This window comes from Streptomyces sulfonofaciens (assembly GCF_014656295.1).
Lineage (GTDB): Bacteria > Actinomycetota > Actinomycetes > Streptomycetales > Streptomycetaceae > Streptomyces > Streptomyces sulfonofaciens.
Map to the genome: position 1 here is coordinate 100806 of NZ_BNCD01000001.1, position 17712 is coordinate 118517.

Here is a 17712-nt window from a genome sequence, read left to right on the forward strand (position 1 = left end):
CCGGTGCCGTACGGCACCCCGACAGTCCTTCAAGCGTCCCGCACGCCCGGCCGCTTCCCGCACCGGGGTGGCCGCTGCCGCACGGCCCGGGTGCGCACGGCCCCCATCCCGGCCGCGATGACCATGGCGACGGCGAGGGCGTCGGTGGCCGACAGGGCCTGCCGCAGGACGAGGAAGCCGGCGAGTGCGGCGATGGCCGGCTCCAGCGTCATCAGGACCGCGACGGTGGCCGCGGGCAGCCGGCGCAGCGCGACCAGCTCCAGGGTGTACGGCAGGACGGTGGAGAGCATCGCCACCGCCGCGCCGAGGCCGACCGTGCTCGGCACCACGAGGCGCGGGCCCGCGGCCGCGACACCCAGCGGCAGGGAGAGCAGGGCCGCCACGGCCATCGCCAGCGCCAGGCCGTCCGCCTGCGGGAACCGCCGTCCGGTGCGGACGCTGAAGACGATGTACAGCGCCCACATGACCCCGGCGCCGAGCCCGAACGCCACGCCCACCGGGTCGAGCCCGCCGGATCCCGTACCGCCCACGGCTGACTGGGCGCGGGACCCGCCCGTGACCCCGAGCAGGACCACCCCGGTCAGGGCGAGGGCCGCCCACAGGAGATTGATCAGGCGGCGGGAGGCGAGCACGGACAGGGCCAGCGGCCCGAGTACCTCCAGGGTGACGGCGATGCCCAGCGGGACGCGCGCGGCGGCCTGGTAGAAGAGGTTGTTCATCAGGCCGGTGACCACGCCGAAGACGACGACCGTGCCCCAGTCGGCGCGCGTGTGCCCGCGCAGCCGGGGGCGGCAGACGGCCAGCAGGACCGCGGCGGAGACGGCCAGCCGCAGGGCGACCACACCGCTCGGCCCGGTGCGCGGCATCAGCCGGACGGCGAGCGCCGCGCCGAGCTGCACGGACACCGCCGCGCCGACGACCATCGCGACCGCGGGCAGCGGGGTGCGGGCACGGACCGCCCCGCCGTCGGCAACGGGGCCCGGACCGGCCGGGACGGCTCCCCCGGGTCCCGGTGCCGTCCCGGCGCCGTCCACCGCGCCGCCGCCCGTGCGCCCCGTGCCCACCCCGCCCGCTCCTCGGTCCGTCATCGCTCGCTTTCCCGTCGGCCGTCCCGTCGGCGTCCTGCCCGCCGTCCCGTCGGCTCGGCGCCCACGGTACGGAACCGTGCCGGGCCGGGCCCACCGGCCAGGGCGGGCCCACCGGCCGGAGCGGGGCCCCGGGCGGGGTCGGGCCCGGCCGGCGGGCCGGCGGTCAGTGCGCCCCGCCGTCCCCGTCCGCCCCGGTCGGTGCGTCCCTCTCCGCCAGGCCCTCGGCGAGGAGTTCCGCGAGGTGCCGGCCGCGTACGCCGGAAAGCTGTTCGAGCTGGGTGCGGCAGGAGAAGCCGTCGGCGAGGACGGCGGCGCCGGGCGGGGCCTCGCGCACGGACGGCAGGAGCTGTTCCTCGGCGCAGGCCACCGACACGTCGTAGTGGCCGCGTTCGAAGCCGAAGTTGCCCGCGAGGCCGCAGCAGCCGCCGCTCAGCGCCCCGGTCAGGCCGGCGCGCTCGCGCAGCCGCCGCTCGGCGGCGTCGCCGAGGACCGCGTGCTGGTGGCAGTGGGTCTGGCCGACGACCTGCCGGTCGAGCCGCGGCGGGCGCCAGCCGGGCGCCTGCTCCTCCAGGGCCTGGGCGAAGGTGCGCACGGAGTCCGCGAGCCGCCGCGCACGCGGGTCGTCGCTCAGCAGTTCGGGCAGGTCCGTCCGCAGCGCGCTCGCGCAACTGGGCTCCAGGACCACCAGGGGCCGTCCGAGGCCCGCCGGTTCCATCAGGTCCAGGGTGCGGCGCAGCACGGCACGGGCCCGGTCGAGCTGGCCCGTCGAGAGGTACGTCAGACCGCAGCACACGCCCTCGGGGGGCACGGCGACCCGGCGGCCCGCGTCCTGGAGCACCCGGACCGCCGCCTTGCCGACCTCCGGCGAGAGGTGGTCCGTGAAGGTGTCCGGCCACAGGAGGGTGAGGTCGTCCGCCGGGCCCTGCCCGGCGCCGGGGCCGGATCCCTCCGGGTCCGGCGCGGGCGGCAGCGGTCCGGCCACAGCGGGGCGGCGCCCGAACCACTGCCGGAACGTCTCACGGGGCAGCCGCGGGATCTCCCGCTCGGGCGCGAGGCCGCCGAGCCGCTTGGCGAGGGCGGCCAGCGGGCGGATGCGGGTCGCGGCGTTCGCGGGTCCCGCGAGCCGCAGCGCGGCGGCGGCGCGCAGCCACCGCGGCAGCCAGCCGAGCGCGTAGTGCGCCGCCGGGCGCCGCCTGCCCTGGTAGTGGTGGTGCAGGAACTCCGCCTTGTAGGTGGCCATGTCCACACCCACCGGGCAGTCGCTGCGGCAGCCCTTGCACGACAGGCACAGGTCCAGAGCGTCGAGGACCTCCGTGGAGCGCCATCCGTCGGTGATGACGACGTCCACGGGCGTGCGCCCGGTGCTCCCGCCGCCGTCCGGGCCCGCCCCGGAACCGCCCTCCGCGCCGGAACCGGAACCGCCGCCCGCGCCGGGCCGCGGGCCGATCCCGCCGCCCGCCAGCATCTCGTGGAGCAGCCGGGCACGCCCGCGCGTGGAGTGCCGCTCCTCGCCCGTGACCCGGTACGAGGGGCACATGACGGCGGTGTCGCCCGGCTGGACCGCGGTCGTGCGGCACTTCGCCACACCCACGCAGCGCCGCACCGCGGCCGAGAAGTCGCCGGCGTCGTGCGGGTAGCCGTAGGCCACGTCGACGGGTTCGCGGGGCAGCGGTGTGAAGCGCAGGTTCTCGTCGAGCCGCGCGGGCCGTACGAGTATGCCCGGGTTGAGCCCGTCGTCCGGGTCCCACAGGGCCTTGGTCCGCTCGAAGAGCCGTACCAGTTCGGGCCCGTACATCCTCGGGAGCAGTTCGGCGCGGGCCTGGCCGTCGCCGTGCTCGCCGGAGAGCGAGCCGCCGTGCTCGACGACCAGCCGGGCGAGGTCCTCGGAGAAGCTCCTGAAGCGCCGCACCCCGTCGGCGCCGATCAGGTCGAAGTCGATGCGGATGTGGATGCAGCCGTCGCCGAAGTGCCCGTACGGGGTGCCGCGCAGGCCGTGCTCGGTGAGCAGGGCGCGGAAGTTGCGCAGGTAGGCGCCGAGCCGTGCGGGAGGCACGGCGCAGTCCTCCCAGCCGGGCCAGGCCTCGCTGCCGTCCGGCATCCGGGTCGCGGTGCCCGAGGCGTCCTCGCGGATCCGCCACAGGGTGCGCTGCCCGGCCGGGTCGGTCACGACGAGCGCGTCGAGCGCGTCGGCGGCGCGCACGATGGCGTCCGCACGCGCGCGTGCCTCCTCATGGTGCTCGCCACCGGTCTCCACGAACAGCCACGCGCCGCCCCTCGGCAGCCCGCCCGTGTCCGGGGGCACCAGGTCGGCGGCCATGCCCTCCACGGTCAGCGGCCCGAACGGCAGCAGTCCGGCAGCGGCGTCCGCGGCCGCGCCCTCGTCGGCGTAGCCGAGCACGGCGAGCGCACGCGCGCGAGGGGCGTCGACCAGCGTGACGACGGCCTCGGTGAGCAGGCCGAGGGTGCCCTCGCTGCCGCAGAAGAACCGGGCGACGTCGGCGCCCTGCTCGGGCAGCAGCGCGTCCAGGGCGTAGCCGGAGATGCGCCGCGGCAGATCGGGGAAGCCGGTGCGCAGCAGCGCCAACTCGCCCTCCACCAGCGCCCGCAGCCCGTCCGGCGCGCCGGCCCAGTCCCGGCCGAGGCGCAGCGGCTCGCCGCGGTACGTGAGGGCCGACAGCGCGCGGACGTTGGCGGCGGTGGTGCCCCACGCCACGGAGTGCGAGCCGCAGGAGTTGTTGGCGATCATGCCGCCGAGGGTGCAGCGGCCGTGCGTGGAGGGGTCGGGCCCGAACCGCAGCCGGTGCGGGGCCGCCGCCTCCTGGAGCCGGTCGAGGACGACACCGGGCTGGACGACGGCGGTGCGGCTGCCGGGGTCCAGGGCGAGGATGCGGTTCATGTGTCGGGTGAAGTCCAGGACGACGCCGGTGCCGGTGGCCTGGCCCGCGATGGAGGTGCCGCCGCCGCGCGCGACGACCGGGACCCCGTGCGCGCGGCACACGGCGAGCGCCGCGGCCACGTCGTCCGCGTCTCTGGGCGTGACCACGCCGACGGGGACGCGCCGGTAGTTCGAGGCGTCCATCGTGTTCAGGGCCCGTGCGGTGGTGGAGAAGTCCACGTCGTCCGCACCGCCTCCCACGGCGGCGGCCAGCGCGCCGCGCAGCGCGGTCAGCCGGGCGGGGTCGGTCGGGTCCGCAGTCGGGTGGGGGGCCGCGCCGTCGAGATCCGTCATGACTCCAGCATGCATCCCGAGCCCGCCGGGCACCCTGCCCGCGCTCCGGTCCGGCGGCGGGCGGCGGGCGGCGCGGAAGGGGGCGCGGCCCTTCCGGCACTCACACCTCGCCGCGGTAGCGGCGCAGGATCTCCTTGGTGCGCTGGGCGGACTCCGCGTGGGCCACCATGCGGTCCATCGCCTCCATGTGCTCGGTGACCTCGTCGGGCCGGTCGAGGTAGAGCGCGCCGGTCAGGTACTCGATGTAGACCATGTCGGGCAGTTCGGGCGCGCCGAACCGGAAGAGCACGAAGGGGCTGTAGGTGCCCGGGTGGTGGCCCGCGGACAGCTCGGCGATCTGGAGGGTGACGTTCGGCAGCTCGGCCGCTTCCAGCATCCGGTCGATCTGCGCCCGCATCACCGCGGAGGAGCCCACGGGACGCAGCAGCACCGTCTCGTCCACCACCACCCAGAACCGGGGGGCGTCCGGCCGGCGCAGCAGCGCCTGGCGTTCGAGACGCAGAGCGACGTGGCGTTCGACACGTCCTGGTTCGTGGCGGCCCACCGATCCCGTGGTAAGGACCTCGCGCGCGTAGTCCTCGGTCTGCAGCAGGCCGGGCACGAAGTGCGGCTCGTAGGAGCGGATGGTGCGCGCCGACTCCTCCAGGCTCACGTAGCCGCTGAACCAGTCGGGCAGTATGTCGTGGAAGCGCTGCCACCAGCCGGGTTCGTTGGCCTCGTCGGTCAGCCGGAGGAAGACCTCCACCTCCTCGGGAGCCACCCCGTACGCGGGCAGCAGCACCTGGACGTAGGGGAGCTTGAGGGCGACCTCCGCGGTCTCCATGCGGCGCACGGTGCCGGGGGCGACGTGCAGCAGGGCGGCCGCCTGCTCCCTGCTGAGCCCCGCCTTCTCGCGCAGCGCGCGGAGCTGTCTGCTCAGGACGAGCTGACCGATCGTCGGAGCCGACCGCGGCTCACTCACGCCCCACCTCCGAGCCCGCTGACCCGCGGCAGTCTGCCACAGCCCCTGCGCCCGGGGCGGCGTTCCGCGAGATGGTTACGTGAAGAACACGGACCGTGAGGCCGGGCCGGCCGGTGCGGCGGTGCGGGTGGGGTGCGCGGGGCGGCGGGGGCGGCGGATCCGACGGGACCGGTGGCGGCGGACGCGGCGGTGGCGGGTACGGCCGGGCCGGCGGGCGCACGCCTCGTCCGGGGCCGTGACCCGATCGGCCGAGGCGACGGGCGGCCCGGGTAACGGTGGGACCAGGCGACGGACGGCCGAGGCGACGGTGGGCGCAGGCGGCTCAGGCGACGGTCGGCCCGGATACCGGACGTGCCCAAGCGACGGTGGGCGCAGACGGCCCAGGCGACGATCGGCCCGGGAGACCGGACGTGCCCAAGCGACGGTGGGCGCAGACGGCCCAGGCGACGATCGGCCCGGGTAACGATCGGGCCGGGCCGGGAGGGGGGCCGCCCGGGCTCGCGGTGGCCACCTGGGATCGCCGTGCGCCGTCGGAGTCAGGGAGCTCCGGTGCCCGCGACGGCCGCCGGGCCGGAGGGGGCGCCGGGGTGCGGGAGGGTGCCGGGCCTGGAGACGGGGTCGGGGACGGCGCCCGGCCCGGTGCCTGGCAGGGCGTGGGAGGGGCGTGGTCCGGTCCTGGCGGGCGAGGGCCTGGTGGGCGGCCGGGGATGGGGCGCTGGGGTGCGGGAGTACGAGGGGTGCGCGGGCCTCACCGGTTCGCGCCGCTGTGCGCCGTCGCGGGCGAGGACACCGGCGACCAGCACCACGCAGGCCACCGCGGCGGCCAGGGCCAGCACCGCCAGGGTGCCGCCCGCCGGCACCCCGGTCCACCGCAGGCGGCCGCGCGGCGCGGTGGACGGCGGCACGGGACGCCGCAGGTCCGCGTGGCCGACCGCCCCGGCCCGGGCCTCGAAGGCGGCCCGCAGCCGCTGTTCGACCCGCGCCCCGGCGAAACCCGGGACGGGCCCGGGCACGCGCCCGTCCCTCATCGCACCCCTCCCGCCGCTCGGGCCCGCCCGCGCGGCCCCTCCCGGCGGGCCCCCGTCCCGGGCTCGCGCGTGTCCGTCCGCATCAGTCCTCCCGCAACCGTTTCTCCAGCGCGTCCAGCGCCCTGCTCGCCGTGGACTTGACCGCCCCGCGGGACAGCCCGAGGGTCTCCGCGATCTGTGCCTCGGTGAGGTGCGACCAGTACCGCAGCACCAGCACCTCGCGCTGCCGCCGGGTGAGCCGCTTCAGCGCCCCGAGCACCTCGCGGTGCTCCTCGTGCAGCAGGACGTACTCCTCGGCGGGCGGCGCGTGTCCCTCGCGTTCCGGGGCGTGCGCGCGGACCGTCCTGCGCCTGCGCAGCACGGAACGCGCCCGGTTCACCACGCTCGTGCGGATGTACGCCTCCGGGTCCTCCACACCGGCCAGCCGCTCCCCGTACCGTCCGAAGAGCGCGGCGAAGGCGTCCTGGACGACGTCCTCGGCCGTCGGCAGGTCGTCCACCAGGAGCAGGGCCAGTCGTACCAGGTCCAGACGCCGGTGGTGGTACAGCTCGTCGATGCGGGGCGCCCCGCCGGAGCGGGCACCGGCCCCCGCCGCCCCGGCGCCGCCCCCGGCGCCGGAACGGCCCCCCGCCGGCCGGCCGCGGCTCCGCTCGATGCTGCGCAGCAGCGCCCGCCACCACACCGGCACGACCGCACACGGCCGCGCCGGTGCCCGCGCCGGGACGACCGGAAACGTCGCTGTCCTCATGCATCTCCTGGACGTGGGGGGTGTACGGGGCACCGGGCCGCTTCCCGGGCCACGGCACCGGGCCGGAACCGGTGCCGTGGCCCGTGCGGACGCTCGCGGCGGCCCGCGGACCGGCCGGGGGCCGGACGGTCAGCCGGCCCGGGTGTCAGCCAGCCCGGACGGTCAGCCGGCCCGGCGGCCGCACTCCGCGGGCGCACCACCCGCTGCGGGCGCCGCGGCCGTGCGGCCGCACGGCCGCGCGCCGCTCACTTCGCGGGCCGGGTCGCCGGGGCGGGGACGGGGGCGGGCGCGGCGTGGGCCGGGGCGGGCGCGGCCTTGGCCGGGGCGGGCGCGGGCTTCGTGGGGCGCGCAGCACCCGGCGCGGCTTCGGCGGGAGCCGGAGCGGGCACGGTCGCGGCGTCGCCGCGCGCGGTTCCGGGCTGCGCGGCTGCGGGTGCCGGAACGGGCTTCGCGGGCGCCGCGGCGGGCCCGGGCTTCTCGGGCGCGGGCTTCGCGGGCGCGGGGGCGGGCCCGGGCTTCTCGGGTGCCGGCTTCGCCGGTGCGGGCCTCGCCGGAGCAGGTCGCGACGTGTCCGCGTGGGCGGCGAAGGCGCTTCCGAGCCCCAGCGCGGCGACGGCGGCGGCTCCCAGGACCATCCGCGTCCGGCCCCGCAGGGCTCGGCGTACGGCGGTGTGACGTGCGGGCATACCGTTCCTCGAATCAGTAGGTGGTGGCATGGGGTGCCGGGTGGCGGGCGCACGGCACGGGTGGCTTCCCGAACCGCGGACCCTCGTGCGAAGGCGCCTTCACCCCGACAGACGCGCACCCCGCCCCGGGGTTGCAGGTGCCGCCGCACTTTCCTCCGGCCCACCCCGCCCCGGCCCCCGGGCCGCTCCGCCGCCGCGCCGGACCGGCCGGGCCCGCCGGGCGCGCCACGCCGACCGTCCCACCGGACACCCGCCGTCCCACCGGACGCCGACCGCCCCACCGGCCACCCGACGTCACGCCGGACGCCGGCCGTCTCATCGGACGTCTCATCGGACGGACACCTTCCCATCAGGTTTCGCGGAGGCGATACGCTCCGGATCGTGGCTGAGATCCGGATTCCTGCTGACATCAAGCCCGCGGACGGCCGTTTCGGCGCGGGTCCCTCCAAGGTGCGGACAGAGGCGCTGGACGCGCTGGCCGCCACCGGTGCCTCCCTGCTGGGCACCTCCCACCGCCAGGCCCCGGTCAAGAACCTGGTCGGCCGGGTGCGCGAGGGCGTGAGCGCGCTCTTCTCACTGCCCGAGGGCTACGAGGTGATCCTGGGCAACGGCGGCTCCACCGCCTTCTGGGACATCGCGACGCACGGCCTGATCGACAACAAGTCGCAGCACCTCTCGTTCGGCGAGTTCTCGTCGAAGTTCGCCAAGGCGTCGAAGCTCGCGCCGTGGCTCGCCGAGCCGACGATCGTCTCCGCCGACCCCGGCACCCACCCCGAGGCGCACGCCGAGCCGGGCACCGACGTGTACGCGCTCACGCACAACGAGACGTCCACCGGTGTCGCCATGCCGATCAAGCGCGTGGCCGGCGCGGACGAGGGCTCCCTCGTGCTGGTGGACGCCACCTCGGGCGCGGGCGGCCTGCCGGTCGACATCGCCGAGACCGACGTCTACTACTTCGCCCCCCAGAAGTCCTTCGCCTCCGACGGCGGACTGTGGATCGGCGTCTTCTCACCGGCCGCGCTGGAGCGCGCCGCGCGTGTCCACGCCTCGGGCCGGCACGTACCGGAGTTCTTCTCGCTGCCGACCGCGATCGACAACTCCCGCAAGAACCAGACCTACAACACGCCGGCCCTCGCCACGCTCTTCCTGCTCGCCGAGCAGTTGGACTGGATCAACGGGCAGGGCGGCCTGGACTGGGCCGTGCGCCGCACCGCCGCCTCCGCGCGGAACCTGTACGGCTGGGCCGAGGACATCAAGTACGCCAACCCCTTCGTCACCGACCCGGCGAAGCGCTCGCAGGTCATCGGCACCATCGACTTCAGCGACGACATCGACGCCGCCGCGGTCGCCAAGGTGCTGCGCGCCAACGGCATCGTGGACACCGAGCCCTACCGCAAGCTGGGCCGCAACCAGCTACGGATCGCGATGTTCCCCGCCGTCGACCCGGCGGACATCCAGGCCCTGACCGCCTGCGTGGACTACGTCATCGAGCAGTTGTAGACCCGCTCGGCACAGCGGCCGTCCAGGCGGCCGCCACCCACCGCCCCGCAGGCCGTTGGCCGGCGGGGCGGTCGCGTGTACGGCCGCGGACGCGGGCGACGCGCTCGGGCACGGGCGACGCGCTCGGGCACGGGCAACGTGCTCGGACGCGGGCGACGCGCTCGGACGCGGGTGGCGCGCTGAGATGCACGCAACGCAGCAGGCGCAGGCGACTCGCTGGGGCGCGGGACGACTCGCCGGGCGCGGACGGCGCGCTCGGGCGCCGCGGCTCACTTCCGCCGCACGGCCTTCTTCGCGCCGAACACCACCGCCAGGGCGATCAGCAGCACCAGCGCGCCCTTCGCGTAGTCGGCCCGGGCGCCGCCACCGCCCGAGCCGTTGCCCGCGGGGCCGCCGCCCGCCGTGCCCGGGCCGGGGGCCCCGGGCAGCCGGCCCGGCACGACCTGGCTCCTCCTGCCCTCACTGCCGTACATCAGGGTCGAGCCGTCGGTCGTGTAGGTGACGGACTCGCCCTGGCCCTGCATGGGCACGTCCAGCCGTGCCTCACGCTTCGGCCTGCCGTCCCTGAAGGCGTAGAGGATGCCGCCGAAGTAGCCGCGCAGCGCCAGGTGCCCGCCGTCCGGGGAGAACGCCCCGTCGGTCACCCACAGGTCGATGGGGGCCACCTTCGTGAAGACGTTGGTCCCGGAGGGCGAGAGCGTGGCGGGGCCCTCGTACAGGTGGCCGCCGTCCTCCTTCTTGTCGGCGATGTAGACCCGTCCGGTCCTCGGCTGCACCATCAGCGCCTCGGCGTCCCGCGGCCCGTCGGCGTACGTCACCGTGTACTGGGTGGCCCGTACGGTCTGGTCGCGCAGTTGCCGGGGCTCGGGGAGCTTGTAGATCCACACATGGGGCCAGGTGCCGCCCAGGTTGTCGCCGATGTCGCCGACGTAGAGCGTGTCGTCCGGCCCCATGGAGATCGCCTCCACGTCGCGCGGCGCGCCGACTCCCGTCATGGTGACGGTGGCGACGGTCCTGCCGGTCCTCGAATCGACCGCGTAGAGGTAGGCGCCGTCGTCGCTGTCGTTGTGCGTCCAGTAGACGCCCGGGTGCAGGCGGCTGGCCGCCAGGCCGCTGGACTCGGTGATCCGGGGGTCCTCGATGGTGAACGCCTTCGGGCCGCCGTCCGCGACGGCGGCCGCCGGGGTGGGGGCGGCGGGGCCCGCGGACAGGGCGACGAGGAGAGCGGCCCCGGCCAGGGGCGTCAGCGAACGCATGCCCCAAGCCTGCCACCTGCCGGTCCCCGCGGACGGCAGGAACGCCCCTTTGCGGACGCCCCCTTGGGGAAGCCTTCGGAAGTGTTCCGCAAGGGCCCCCGCAGGTGCCCCCGGCAGTGCCCCGGCGGCCCGGTCGCCCGGCGCGTCCGGGATGATGGCCCGATGCTGAGGTTCATGTTCGTCGGCGACTCCATGACGATCGGGAGTGCCGGCGAGCACACCTGGCGCTACCGGATGTGGCAGCACCTGTGCGCCACCTTCGGCGGCCCCTTCGCCATCGTCGGGCCCCGCGACACGCTGTACGACAAGGCGGCGGACGCGCCCGTGTCGTCCGAGTACGCCGATCCCGGCTTCCCCGAGCGGGCCCGGCGGCACCTGGCGGGCTGGGGCGAGGGCTGGCGGCACATGGCGCCGCTGATCGGCGAGTCGGTGGCCCGCGAGCGCGCCGACGTGCTGCTCGTCTCGCTCGGCCTGATCGACCTGGGCTTCTTCACCGACGCGTCCGGGACCGCGGTCAGCATGCACCGCTTCGTGGCCGAGGCGCGGGCCGCGAACCCGGCGGTGCGGATGGTGCTGCTGCCCGTCATCCCGAACATACGCGCCCACTCCGACGCCGTCTTCGCGGCCGAGGTGGCCCGCTTCAACGCCCTGCTCGCCAAGGCCGTCGCCAACCTGGACCAGCCCGGCTCACCCCTGCTCGCGGCCTCCGCGCCCGAGTCGTACGACGTCCACGGCGACACCTACGACGGCACCCACCCGAACGCCTCGGGCGAGCACAAGCTGGCGGCGGCGTTCGCCGAAGCGCTGTACCAGGCGTGGGACCTGGGCGGGCCGTACCGGCTGCGGTAGCCCGGCACGGCCCGTCCGGGGCCCCGGACGGGGCCCCGCGGCCTCACCAGCGGTCGTGGACCTGCGGCCTGATCCGGCGGTCGTAGAGGTCGCGGACGGCGCCCAGGGTGTCGGGCGTGAGCGGCGCGAGCGCGGCCGCCGCGGAGTTCCCGCGGGCCTGCTCGGCGGAGCGGGCGCCCGGGATGACGGTGGTGACGCCGGGCTGCTGCACGATCCAGCGCAACGCGGTCTGGGCGGGCGTGGCGCCCTCGGGGGCGAGCGCCGAGAACTCCGCCGCGGCCTCCACGCCGGTGGCGTAGTCGACGCCGGAGAAGGTCTCCCCCTGGTCGAACGCCTCGCCGTGCCGGTTGTAGGTGCGGTGGTCGTCGGCCGCGAAGACGGTGTCCTTGGTGTACCGGCCGGACAGCAGGCCGGAGGCGAGCGGCACGCGCGCGATGATGGCGACGCCCGCCTCGCGGGCCGCCGGCAGCACCTTCTCCAGCGGCTTCATGCGGAACGCGTTCAGGATGATCTGCACGCTGGCCACCCCGGGGCGCGCGATGGCGGTCAGCGCCTCCTCGCAGGTCTCCACGCTCACTCCGTACCCGGCGATGCGCTCCTCGGCGACCAGGGTGTCCAGCGCGTCGTAGACCTCGCCCGAGGAGTAGACGGGGGTGGGCGGGCAGTGCAACTGGACCAGGTCCAGGCGGTCCACGCCGAGGTTGCGGCGGGAGCGGTCGTTCCAGGTGCGGAAGTTGTCCAGGACGTAGTTCTCGGGCAGTTGCGCCATGCGGCGGCCCATCTTGGTGGCGACCAGGACATCCGCGTCCGGGCGCGCCGCGCGGAAGGCCGCGATGCGCTGCTCGCTGCGGCCGTCCCCGTAGACGTCCGCCGTGTCGAAGAACGTCACTCCGGTCTCGACGGCGGCGTCCAGGACGTCCAGCGCCTCCTTCTCGGCCACGTCTCCCCAGTCCGCACCGAGCTGCCATGTGCCGAGGCCGACGACGGACACCTGCTTGCCGAGCCTGCTGATCTCACGTTGCTCCATGCCACCAGTGTGACAACCCCCGCACCGTCCCCCGCGGGCCCGCCCCCACCCCACCGCGCGCCCCCGTCGCTCCGCCACGCTCCCGAGTGACCCGGTCACCGTGCGTATCGTCGTACCGCCCGGCCGTGCGCCTGCGGGCGACGGCCGGACAGGAACCGCCGTGGAGACCCCGGCTTGCCCGGCCGTGTCGGAACCCCGGCGACCCGGGCCCCGGTGTCCGGGTAGTGGTCGTACCTCTTGATTAGAGCGCACTCCAGGACGTTGGCTTGGCGACCATGAAGTACACGCAACTGGGACGCACGGGACTGAAGGTCAGCCGACTGGTGCTCGGCACCATGAACTTCGGTCCGCAGACCGACGAGGCCGCCAGCCACTCCATCATGGACGCGGCGCTGGCCTCCGGAATCAACTACTTCGACACGGCGAACGTCTACGGCCAGGGCGAGAACAAGGGCCGCACCGAGGAGATCATCGGCCGCTGGTTCGCACAGGGCGGCGAGCGCCGCGACAAGACCGTGCTCGCCACCAAGGTGTACGGCAACATGGCCCCCGATGGCGACGCGTGGCCCAACCACGACAAGCTCTCCGCGGTGAACATCCGCCGTGCCGTGGACGCCAGCCTGAAGCGGCTGCAGACGGACTACATCGACATCTACCAGTTCCACCACATCGACCGTCAGACCCCGTTCGAGGAGATCTGGCAGGCGGTCGACGTCCTGGTGCAGCAGGGGAAGATCCTCTACGCGGGCTCCTCCAACTTCCCGGGCTACAAGATCGCGCAGGCGAACGAGGTGGCCGCCAGGCTCGGCAGCTTCGGCCTGGTCAGCGAGCAGTGCCTGTACAACCTCGCGGAACGCCGCGCCGAGATGGAGGTCATCCCGGCCTCGCAGGACTACGGCCTCGGCGTCATCCCGTGGTCGCCGCTGCACGGCGGACTGCTCGGCGGGGTGCTGAAGAAGACCGCTCAGAGCGGCCGCCGCGCCGGCGGCCGGGCCGCGGACTCGCTCGCCAACCCGGCCGTGCGCACCCAGATCCAGTCGTACGAGGACCTGCTGGACAAGCACGGCCTGGAACCCGGTGAGGCGGCCCTGGCGTGGCTGCTCACCCGGCCCGGTGTGACCGGCCCGATAGTCGGCCCCCGCACCCAGGAGCAGTTGGACTCCGCGCTGCGCGCGGTCGAGCTCGAACTGTCCGAGGAGGTGCTGACGGCCCTCGACGAGATCTTCCCGGGGACGGGGCCGTCGCCGGAGGCGTTCGCCTGGTAGCCGCACGCCCGTGGACGCGGCTGCGTGCGTCCCCGGGCCCGGGCGGGCCCGGGGGCACCGGCCCGCCCGCGCGGGTCGGCGTCCGCCTCGGTGGCCGCCGCCCGGCCGCCCCTGCGCCGGGGGCGCGGGCGGCGCCTGCGGCGGTACACGGGCGGGCGCCGCGGGCGCTGGCGCGGGACCGCACGCCGCGGCGGGGCGCCCCGCGCTCTACGGCCCGGCCGACGCCGCCCCGGGTGCTGCCGGAGTGCAGCCGCGGCCGGTCGGAGCCACCGGCACGGAGGCCGCCGGCAGGCCCACACCGGCGATGCAGACGGCGAGCCCGGTGTCCTGCGCGTCATAGGTGGTGATGTCGTCGATGTCACCGTTCGCGTCGGGCGCGCACTGCTGCCTGCCGTCGGCCCCGGTGCACGTCCAGGTGAGCTCGACGCTGCTCCTGGGCACCTTCTGATGGGCCATGGAGGTACCCACGCCGAGCAGGACGCGTCCGGCCGGCGGGAAGAGGTACTGGACGGCGCGCGGGACGGCAACCATGCGACGACCCTGCCTCACGGGTCCGGCGGGCCGACGATGCCATCGGGGAACCGCACGAAACGGCACCGCGTACCCGCCCCGGGTTCCCCCGGCCCGCATCCTGTCGTGGCGCTCACCACCGGGCAAGGAGTTCCGCGCGCGTCATCGGGGGGGCCGGGCGGTGCGCGGGCTCATTTGTTGACCGCCGCCGCCACGACGACGACGGCGAACATCAGTACGAGCACACCGGCCATGATCCGGTTCCGGGTCTTGGGGTCCACACAGGCGAGGTTAACCGGAGCCGCGCAGCGGCCAGCCGCCGACCTTCGTGTACCGGGGCTGCTCGCCCGGCACTCCGCTGCGCGGCAGGTCGCTGTGGACCAGCGCCAGCTCGTCGACGGTCCACCCGCGGCCGGTGAAGGCGGCCAGCTCGGTGAGATAGGGCTCCAGCCGCCGGGGCCCGCTGCTGCTCGCCAGGGTCAGGTGCGGGCGGTAGCGGCGGTGCCCGTCCATCGGCAGGCCGGCGCGGCGCGCCGCGGCCTCGGCACGCTCGGCGAGCCGCCGCAGCACCGCGAGCTCCCCTTCGGCCCCCGCCCACAGCCGCCGCCCCTGCCCGAACTGCCCGCCGCCCCGCACGGCAAGGCGGAACGGCGCGGTCCGTGCCGCCGCGCGTTCCAGTCGCGCCGACAGCTCCGGCAGGGTCTCCTCGGGCACCTCCCCGTAGAAGGCGAGGGTGAAGTGCCAGCCGGGCCGCTGCGTCCAGCGCAGTCCCTCACCGGCCGCCCCGCCGCGGCTGCGGAGCGAGTCGACGACGACGGCGAGCTCGTCCGCCACCGGCTCGGGCGGGAGCACTGCTGTGAAGAGTCTCATACGGCTACGGCGCCTCCCGGTGCTCTGCTGCCACCCCCGACGAGGGCCAGCCGCATGCTACCGGCGGAGCAGGCGCCCGGCGGGCGGGCACCGCATGGTGCTGCGACGGGCGGGTCCCGCATGCTGCGACGGGCGGGCACCGCATGGTGCTGCGGGCGGGCACCGCATGGTGCGGCGGGCGGGTCCCGGCAGCCGTCGGACGGCCGGGCGCCGCACTGTGCGGTGGGCGGTGGCACGCGCGCGTGCCGGACGCCGTCCGCCCCGGCACTCCCGGCGCTGGCCCGGGGCCCGGGGTGGCAGAAGGTGCCCGGCGGCCCTACGCCGCCGTCGCCAGTTCCTTGCGCGGTACGAACTGCACGTGCTGCCGCCCCCGGCGCAGGTCCACCTTGATGCGCAGGTTGGCGGCGCGGACCAGCATCAGGCCGACGGCGACGGCCGCGGCGGCGCAGACCAGGCCGCCGACGCAGAAGCTGACGCGTACGCCGAAGGAGTCGGCGAGCCAGCCGAAGAGCGGGCCGCCGAGCGGGGTGCCGCCGGTGAAGACCATCATGAACAGGCTCATCACCCGGCCCCGCATCTCCGGGTCCGTGGCCATCTGCACGGACGAGTTCGCGGTGACGTTGGTGGTCATGCCGACGATGCCGATCGGCACGACCAGCACGACGAACATCCAGTACGACGGTGCCCAGGACGCCACGGCCTCCAGGACGCCCAGCGTGAGCCCGGCGGCGATCAGCATCCGCTGCCGGGTGCTGCGGCGGCGGGCGGCGAGCAGTGCCCCGATCAGGGAGCCCGCGGCCATCAGGATGTTGAAGAGGCCGTACATCCCCACACCGCCGTGGAAGATGTCGTTGGCGTAGGCACTGAGCCAGATCGGGAAGTTGAAGGCGAAGGTGCCGACGAAGCCGATCAGGACGATCGGCCAGATCAGCTCGGGGTGTCCCGTGACGTAGTTCAGGCCCTCGCGCAGTTGGCCCTTGCGGCGCGGTGTCGGCACGATCTGGTGCAGTTCGCTCTGCCGCATCAGCAGCAGGCCGGTCAGCGGCGCCAGGAAGGACAGGCCGTTGGCGAGGAACGCCCAGCCGGGGCCGACGGCCGCGGTGAGGGCACTGGCGACGGCGGGGCCGACGAGGCGGGCGGACTGGAAGTTCGCCGAGTTCAGGCTGACGGCGTTGCGCACCCGGTCGGGGCCGACCATCTCGGAGACGAAGGTCTGCCGGGTGGGGTTGTCGACGACCGTCACGAGGCCCGTCCAGAACGCCGCCAGGTAGACGTGCCAGACCTGGACGACGCCGCCGAGGGTGAGCCCGGCCAGCAGCAGACCGCTCAGGCTCATCGCGCTCTGGGTGCAGAAGAGCAGCTTCCGCTTGGCGAACCGGTCGGCTATGAGCCCGCCGTACAGGCCGAAGAGCAGCATCGGCAGGAACTGCATCGCGGTGGTGATGCCCACCGCCGCCGATGATCCGGTCAGGCTCAGGACCAGCCAGTCCTGGGTGATCCGGGACATCCAGGTACCGGTGTTGGAGATGACGGCGCCGGACGCGAACAGCCGGTAGTTGCGGATGCTGAGGGAGGAGAACATCCCGCCGCGTCCTGCGGGACGGCCGGGGTCCTTGGGGCCGTCGAGGGCGACGGCGCCGGCGCCGGGTGCGAGGCGGCGGCCACCGGTGGCGGGGCCGGCCTCGGGGGTTCCCGGGGCCGTGGTGGCGCCCTGCGGCGCGAGGGGAGCCGAGGTCGCCGGCTCCGGTGCGTCCGGGTCGGGGGCGGCATGGCCCGCGGTGCCGTCACGCGGGGTGCGGTCGCCCGCGGTGCGGTCACGCGGGGTGCCGGGCCGCCGGCGTCCGGCCGTGTCGCCGGGGTCCTTGCGCGGTGCGGCGCCCGCGTCCGCGGGGGCCCCGTCGGCCGCCGGGGACCGGGCGGGTCCCGGGGTCCGGGTGGCGCTCATCGTGTCGGGTATCGGTGCGGGGGCGGAATCTGCTCCGGATCCCGTACTCAAAAGGGTTCGCCTCCTCGGCGCTGGGGCACGCAGGGTGTGCCGTGTCGGATGCGGGGTGCGGGGGGCGGTCGGGGGCTCACGGGGTGCACGGGGTCAGAGGTGCGCCAGCTTCTCCAGGACCGGGGCGGCGACGCGCAGCTTCGCCCACTCCTCCTCGTCGAGGCCGGCCGCCAGGTCCGCCAGCCAGGTGTTCCGCCGGCGGCGGCTCTCCTCCAGCATGGCCTCCGCGCGCTCGGTCTGCGTGACGACCTTCTGGCGCCGGTCCTCGGGATGCGGGTCGAGACGGACCAGGCCCTTGGCCTCCAGCAGCGCCACGATGCGCGTCATCGACGGCGGCTGCACATGCTCCTTTCGGGCGAGCTCGCCCGGTGTGGCGGTGCCACAGCGGGCCAGGGTGCCGAGCACCGACATCTCGGTCGGGCTCAGCGACTCGTCGACCCGCTGGTGCTTGAGTCGACGCGACAGGCGCATGACCGCGGAACGCAGTGCGTTCACGGCGTCGGCGTCGTCGCCCAGGGAAAGATCCGGCATAGTCTTTAGAGTAACTCATTACTCTGGCTAAAGACCACCGTGACACGCGCCGCCTGCACCGCGATGCCCGTCAGGGCCGCCAGGGAACCCCCAGCTCACCCGTACGAGTGATGCGGCCGCGGAAAGCGACACCGGGCCCGGGCCGCCCCCGGCCCTCGTGCCCATGGG

14 protein-coding genes are annotated in these 17712 nt (G+C 75.4%); 3 read left to right on the forward strand and 11 right to left on the reverse strand.

The features are described 5' to 3' along the window. Positions 1–29: 29 nt before the first annotated feature. The 5 genes from IE313_RS00365 to IE313_RS00385 form a co-directional block, all read right to left on the reverse strand. Positions 30–1088, reverse strand: a complete 1059-nt coding sequence (locus IE313_RS00365) for an EamA family transporter (RefSeq protein ID WP_189928825.1) — start codon at positions 1086–1088, stop codon at positions 30–32. Positions 1089–1251: 163 nt separating this feature from the next. Then, entirely contained in the window at positions 1252–4317 is a 3066-nt protein-coding gene (locus IE313_RS00370; protein WP_373316876.1) for an FAD-binding and (Fe-S)-binding domain-containing protein, read from the reverse strand. A 100-nt stretch (positions 4318–4417) separates the two neighbouring features. Beyond that, complete coding sequence (locus IE313_RS00375) at positions 4418–5278, reverse strand: Sco1979 family transcriptional regulator (RefSeq protein ID WP_189928826.1); 861 nt, start codon at positions 5276–5278, stop codon at positions 4418–4420. 536 nt (positions 5279–5814) lie between these two features. Beyond that, positions 5815–6306 carry a hypothetical protein gene (locus IE313_RS00380; protein ID WP_189928827.1) on the reverse strand — a complete coding sequence of 164 codons (492 nt, stop codon included), beginning with the start codon at positions 6304–6306 and terminating at the stop codon, positions 5815–5817. 82 nt (positions 6307–6388) lie between these two features. After that, positions 6389–7054 carry a SigE family RNA polymerase sigma factor gene (locus IE313_RS00385; protein ID WP_189928828.1) on the reverse strand — a complete coding sequence of 222 codons (666 nt, stop codon included), beginning with the start codon at positions 7052–7054 and terminating at the stop codon, positions 6389–6391. 1067 nt (positions 7055–8121) lie between these two features. On the opposite strand from IE313_RS00385, the gene serC reads away from it, so the two are divergent. After that, the gene (serC, locus tag IE313_RS00390; RefSeq protein ID WP_189928829.1) at positions 8122–9240 is read left to right on the forward strand and encodes a phosphoserine transaminase; all 1119 of its coding nucleotides are present in this window, start codon (positions 8122–8124) and stop codon (positions 9238–9240) included. Positions 9241–9509: 269 nt separating this feature from the next. Here serC and IE313_RS00395 read toward each other — a convergent pair whose 3' ends face one another. Further along, positions 9510–10496 (reverse strand): WD40 repeat domain-containing protein, encoded by a 987-nt coding sequence (locus tag IE313_RS00395; protein ID WP_189928830.1) that lies wholly within the window; start codon positions 10494–10496, stop codon positions 9510–9512. Between the two features lie 162 nt (positions 10497–10658). Between IE313_RS00395 and IE313_RS00400 the strand changes: the two genes are divergently transcribed. Continuing rightward, positions 10659–11345, forward strand: a complete 687-nt coding sequence (locus IE313_RS00400; RefSeq protein WP_189928831.1) for an SGNH/GDSL hydrolase family protein — start codon at positions 10659–10661, stop codon at positions 11343–11345. A gap of 43 nt (positions 11346–11388) precedes the next feature. Here IE313_RS00400 and IE313_RS00405 read toward each other — a convergent pair whose 3' ends face one another. Further along, complete coding sequence (locus IE313_RS00405) at positions 11389–12372, reverse strand: aldo/keto reductase (protein WP_189928832.1); 984 nt, start codon at positions 12370–12372, stop codon at positions 11389–11391. A 275-nt stretch (positions 12373–12647) separates the two neighbouring features. On the opposite strand from IE313_RS00405, the gene IE313_RS00410 reads away from it, so the two are divergent. Beyond that, positions 12648–13637 carry an aldo/keto reductase gene (locus IE313_RS00410; RefSeq protein ID WP_189929247.1) on the forward strand — a complete coding sequence of 330 codons (990 nt, stop codon included), beginning with the start codon at positions 12648–12650 and terminating at the stop codon, positions 13635–13637. A gap of 207 nt (positions 13638–13844) precedes the next feature. Here IE313_RS00410 and IE313_RS00415 read toward each other — a convergent pair whose 3' ends face one another. The 4 genes from IE313_RS00415 to IE313_RS00430 all read right to left on the reverse strand — a co-directional run bounded on the left by IE313_RS00415 (position 13845) and on the right by IE313_RS00430 (position 17544). Next, a complete protein-coding gene (locus tag IE313_RS00415; RefSeq protein ID WP_189928833.1) occupies positions 13845–14168 on the reverse strand; it encodes a hypothetical protein in 324 nt (107 codons plus the stop codon). Positions 14169–14438: 270 nt separating this feature from the next. Beyond that, positions 14439–15017 carry an RNA 2',3'-cyclic phosphodiesterase gene (gene thpR / locus IE313_RS00420; protein ID WP_189928834.1) on the reverse strand — a complete coding sequence of 193 codons (579 nt, stop codon included), beginning with the start codon at positions 15015–15017 and terminating at the stop codon, positions 14439–14441. Between the two features lie 316 nt (positions 15018–15333). Next, positions 15334–16962, reverse strand: a complete 1629-nt coding sequence (locus IE313_RS00425) for an MFS transporter (RefSeq protein WP_229924261.1) — start codon at positions 16960–16962, stop codon at positions 15334–15336. A gap of 144 nt (positions 16963–17106) precedes the next feature. Further along, on the reverse strand, positions 17107–17544 hold the full coding sequence (locus IE313_RS00430) for a MarR family winged helix-turn-helix transcriptional regulator (protein WP_189928835.1): 438 nt from the start codon (positions 17542–17544) through the stop codon (positions 17107–17109). Between the last annotated feature and the right edge of the window lie 168 nt (positions 17545–17712).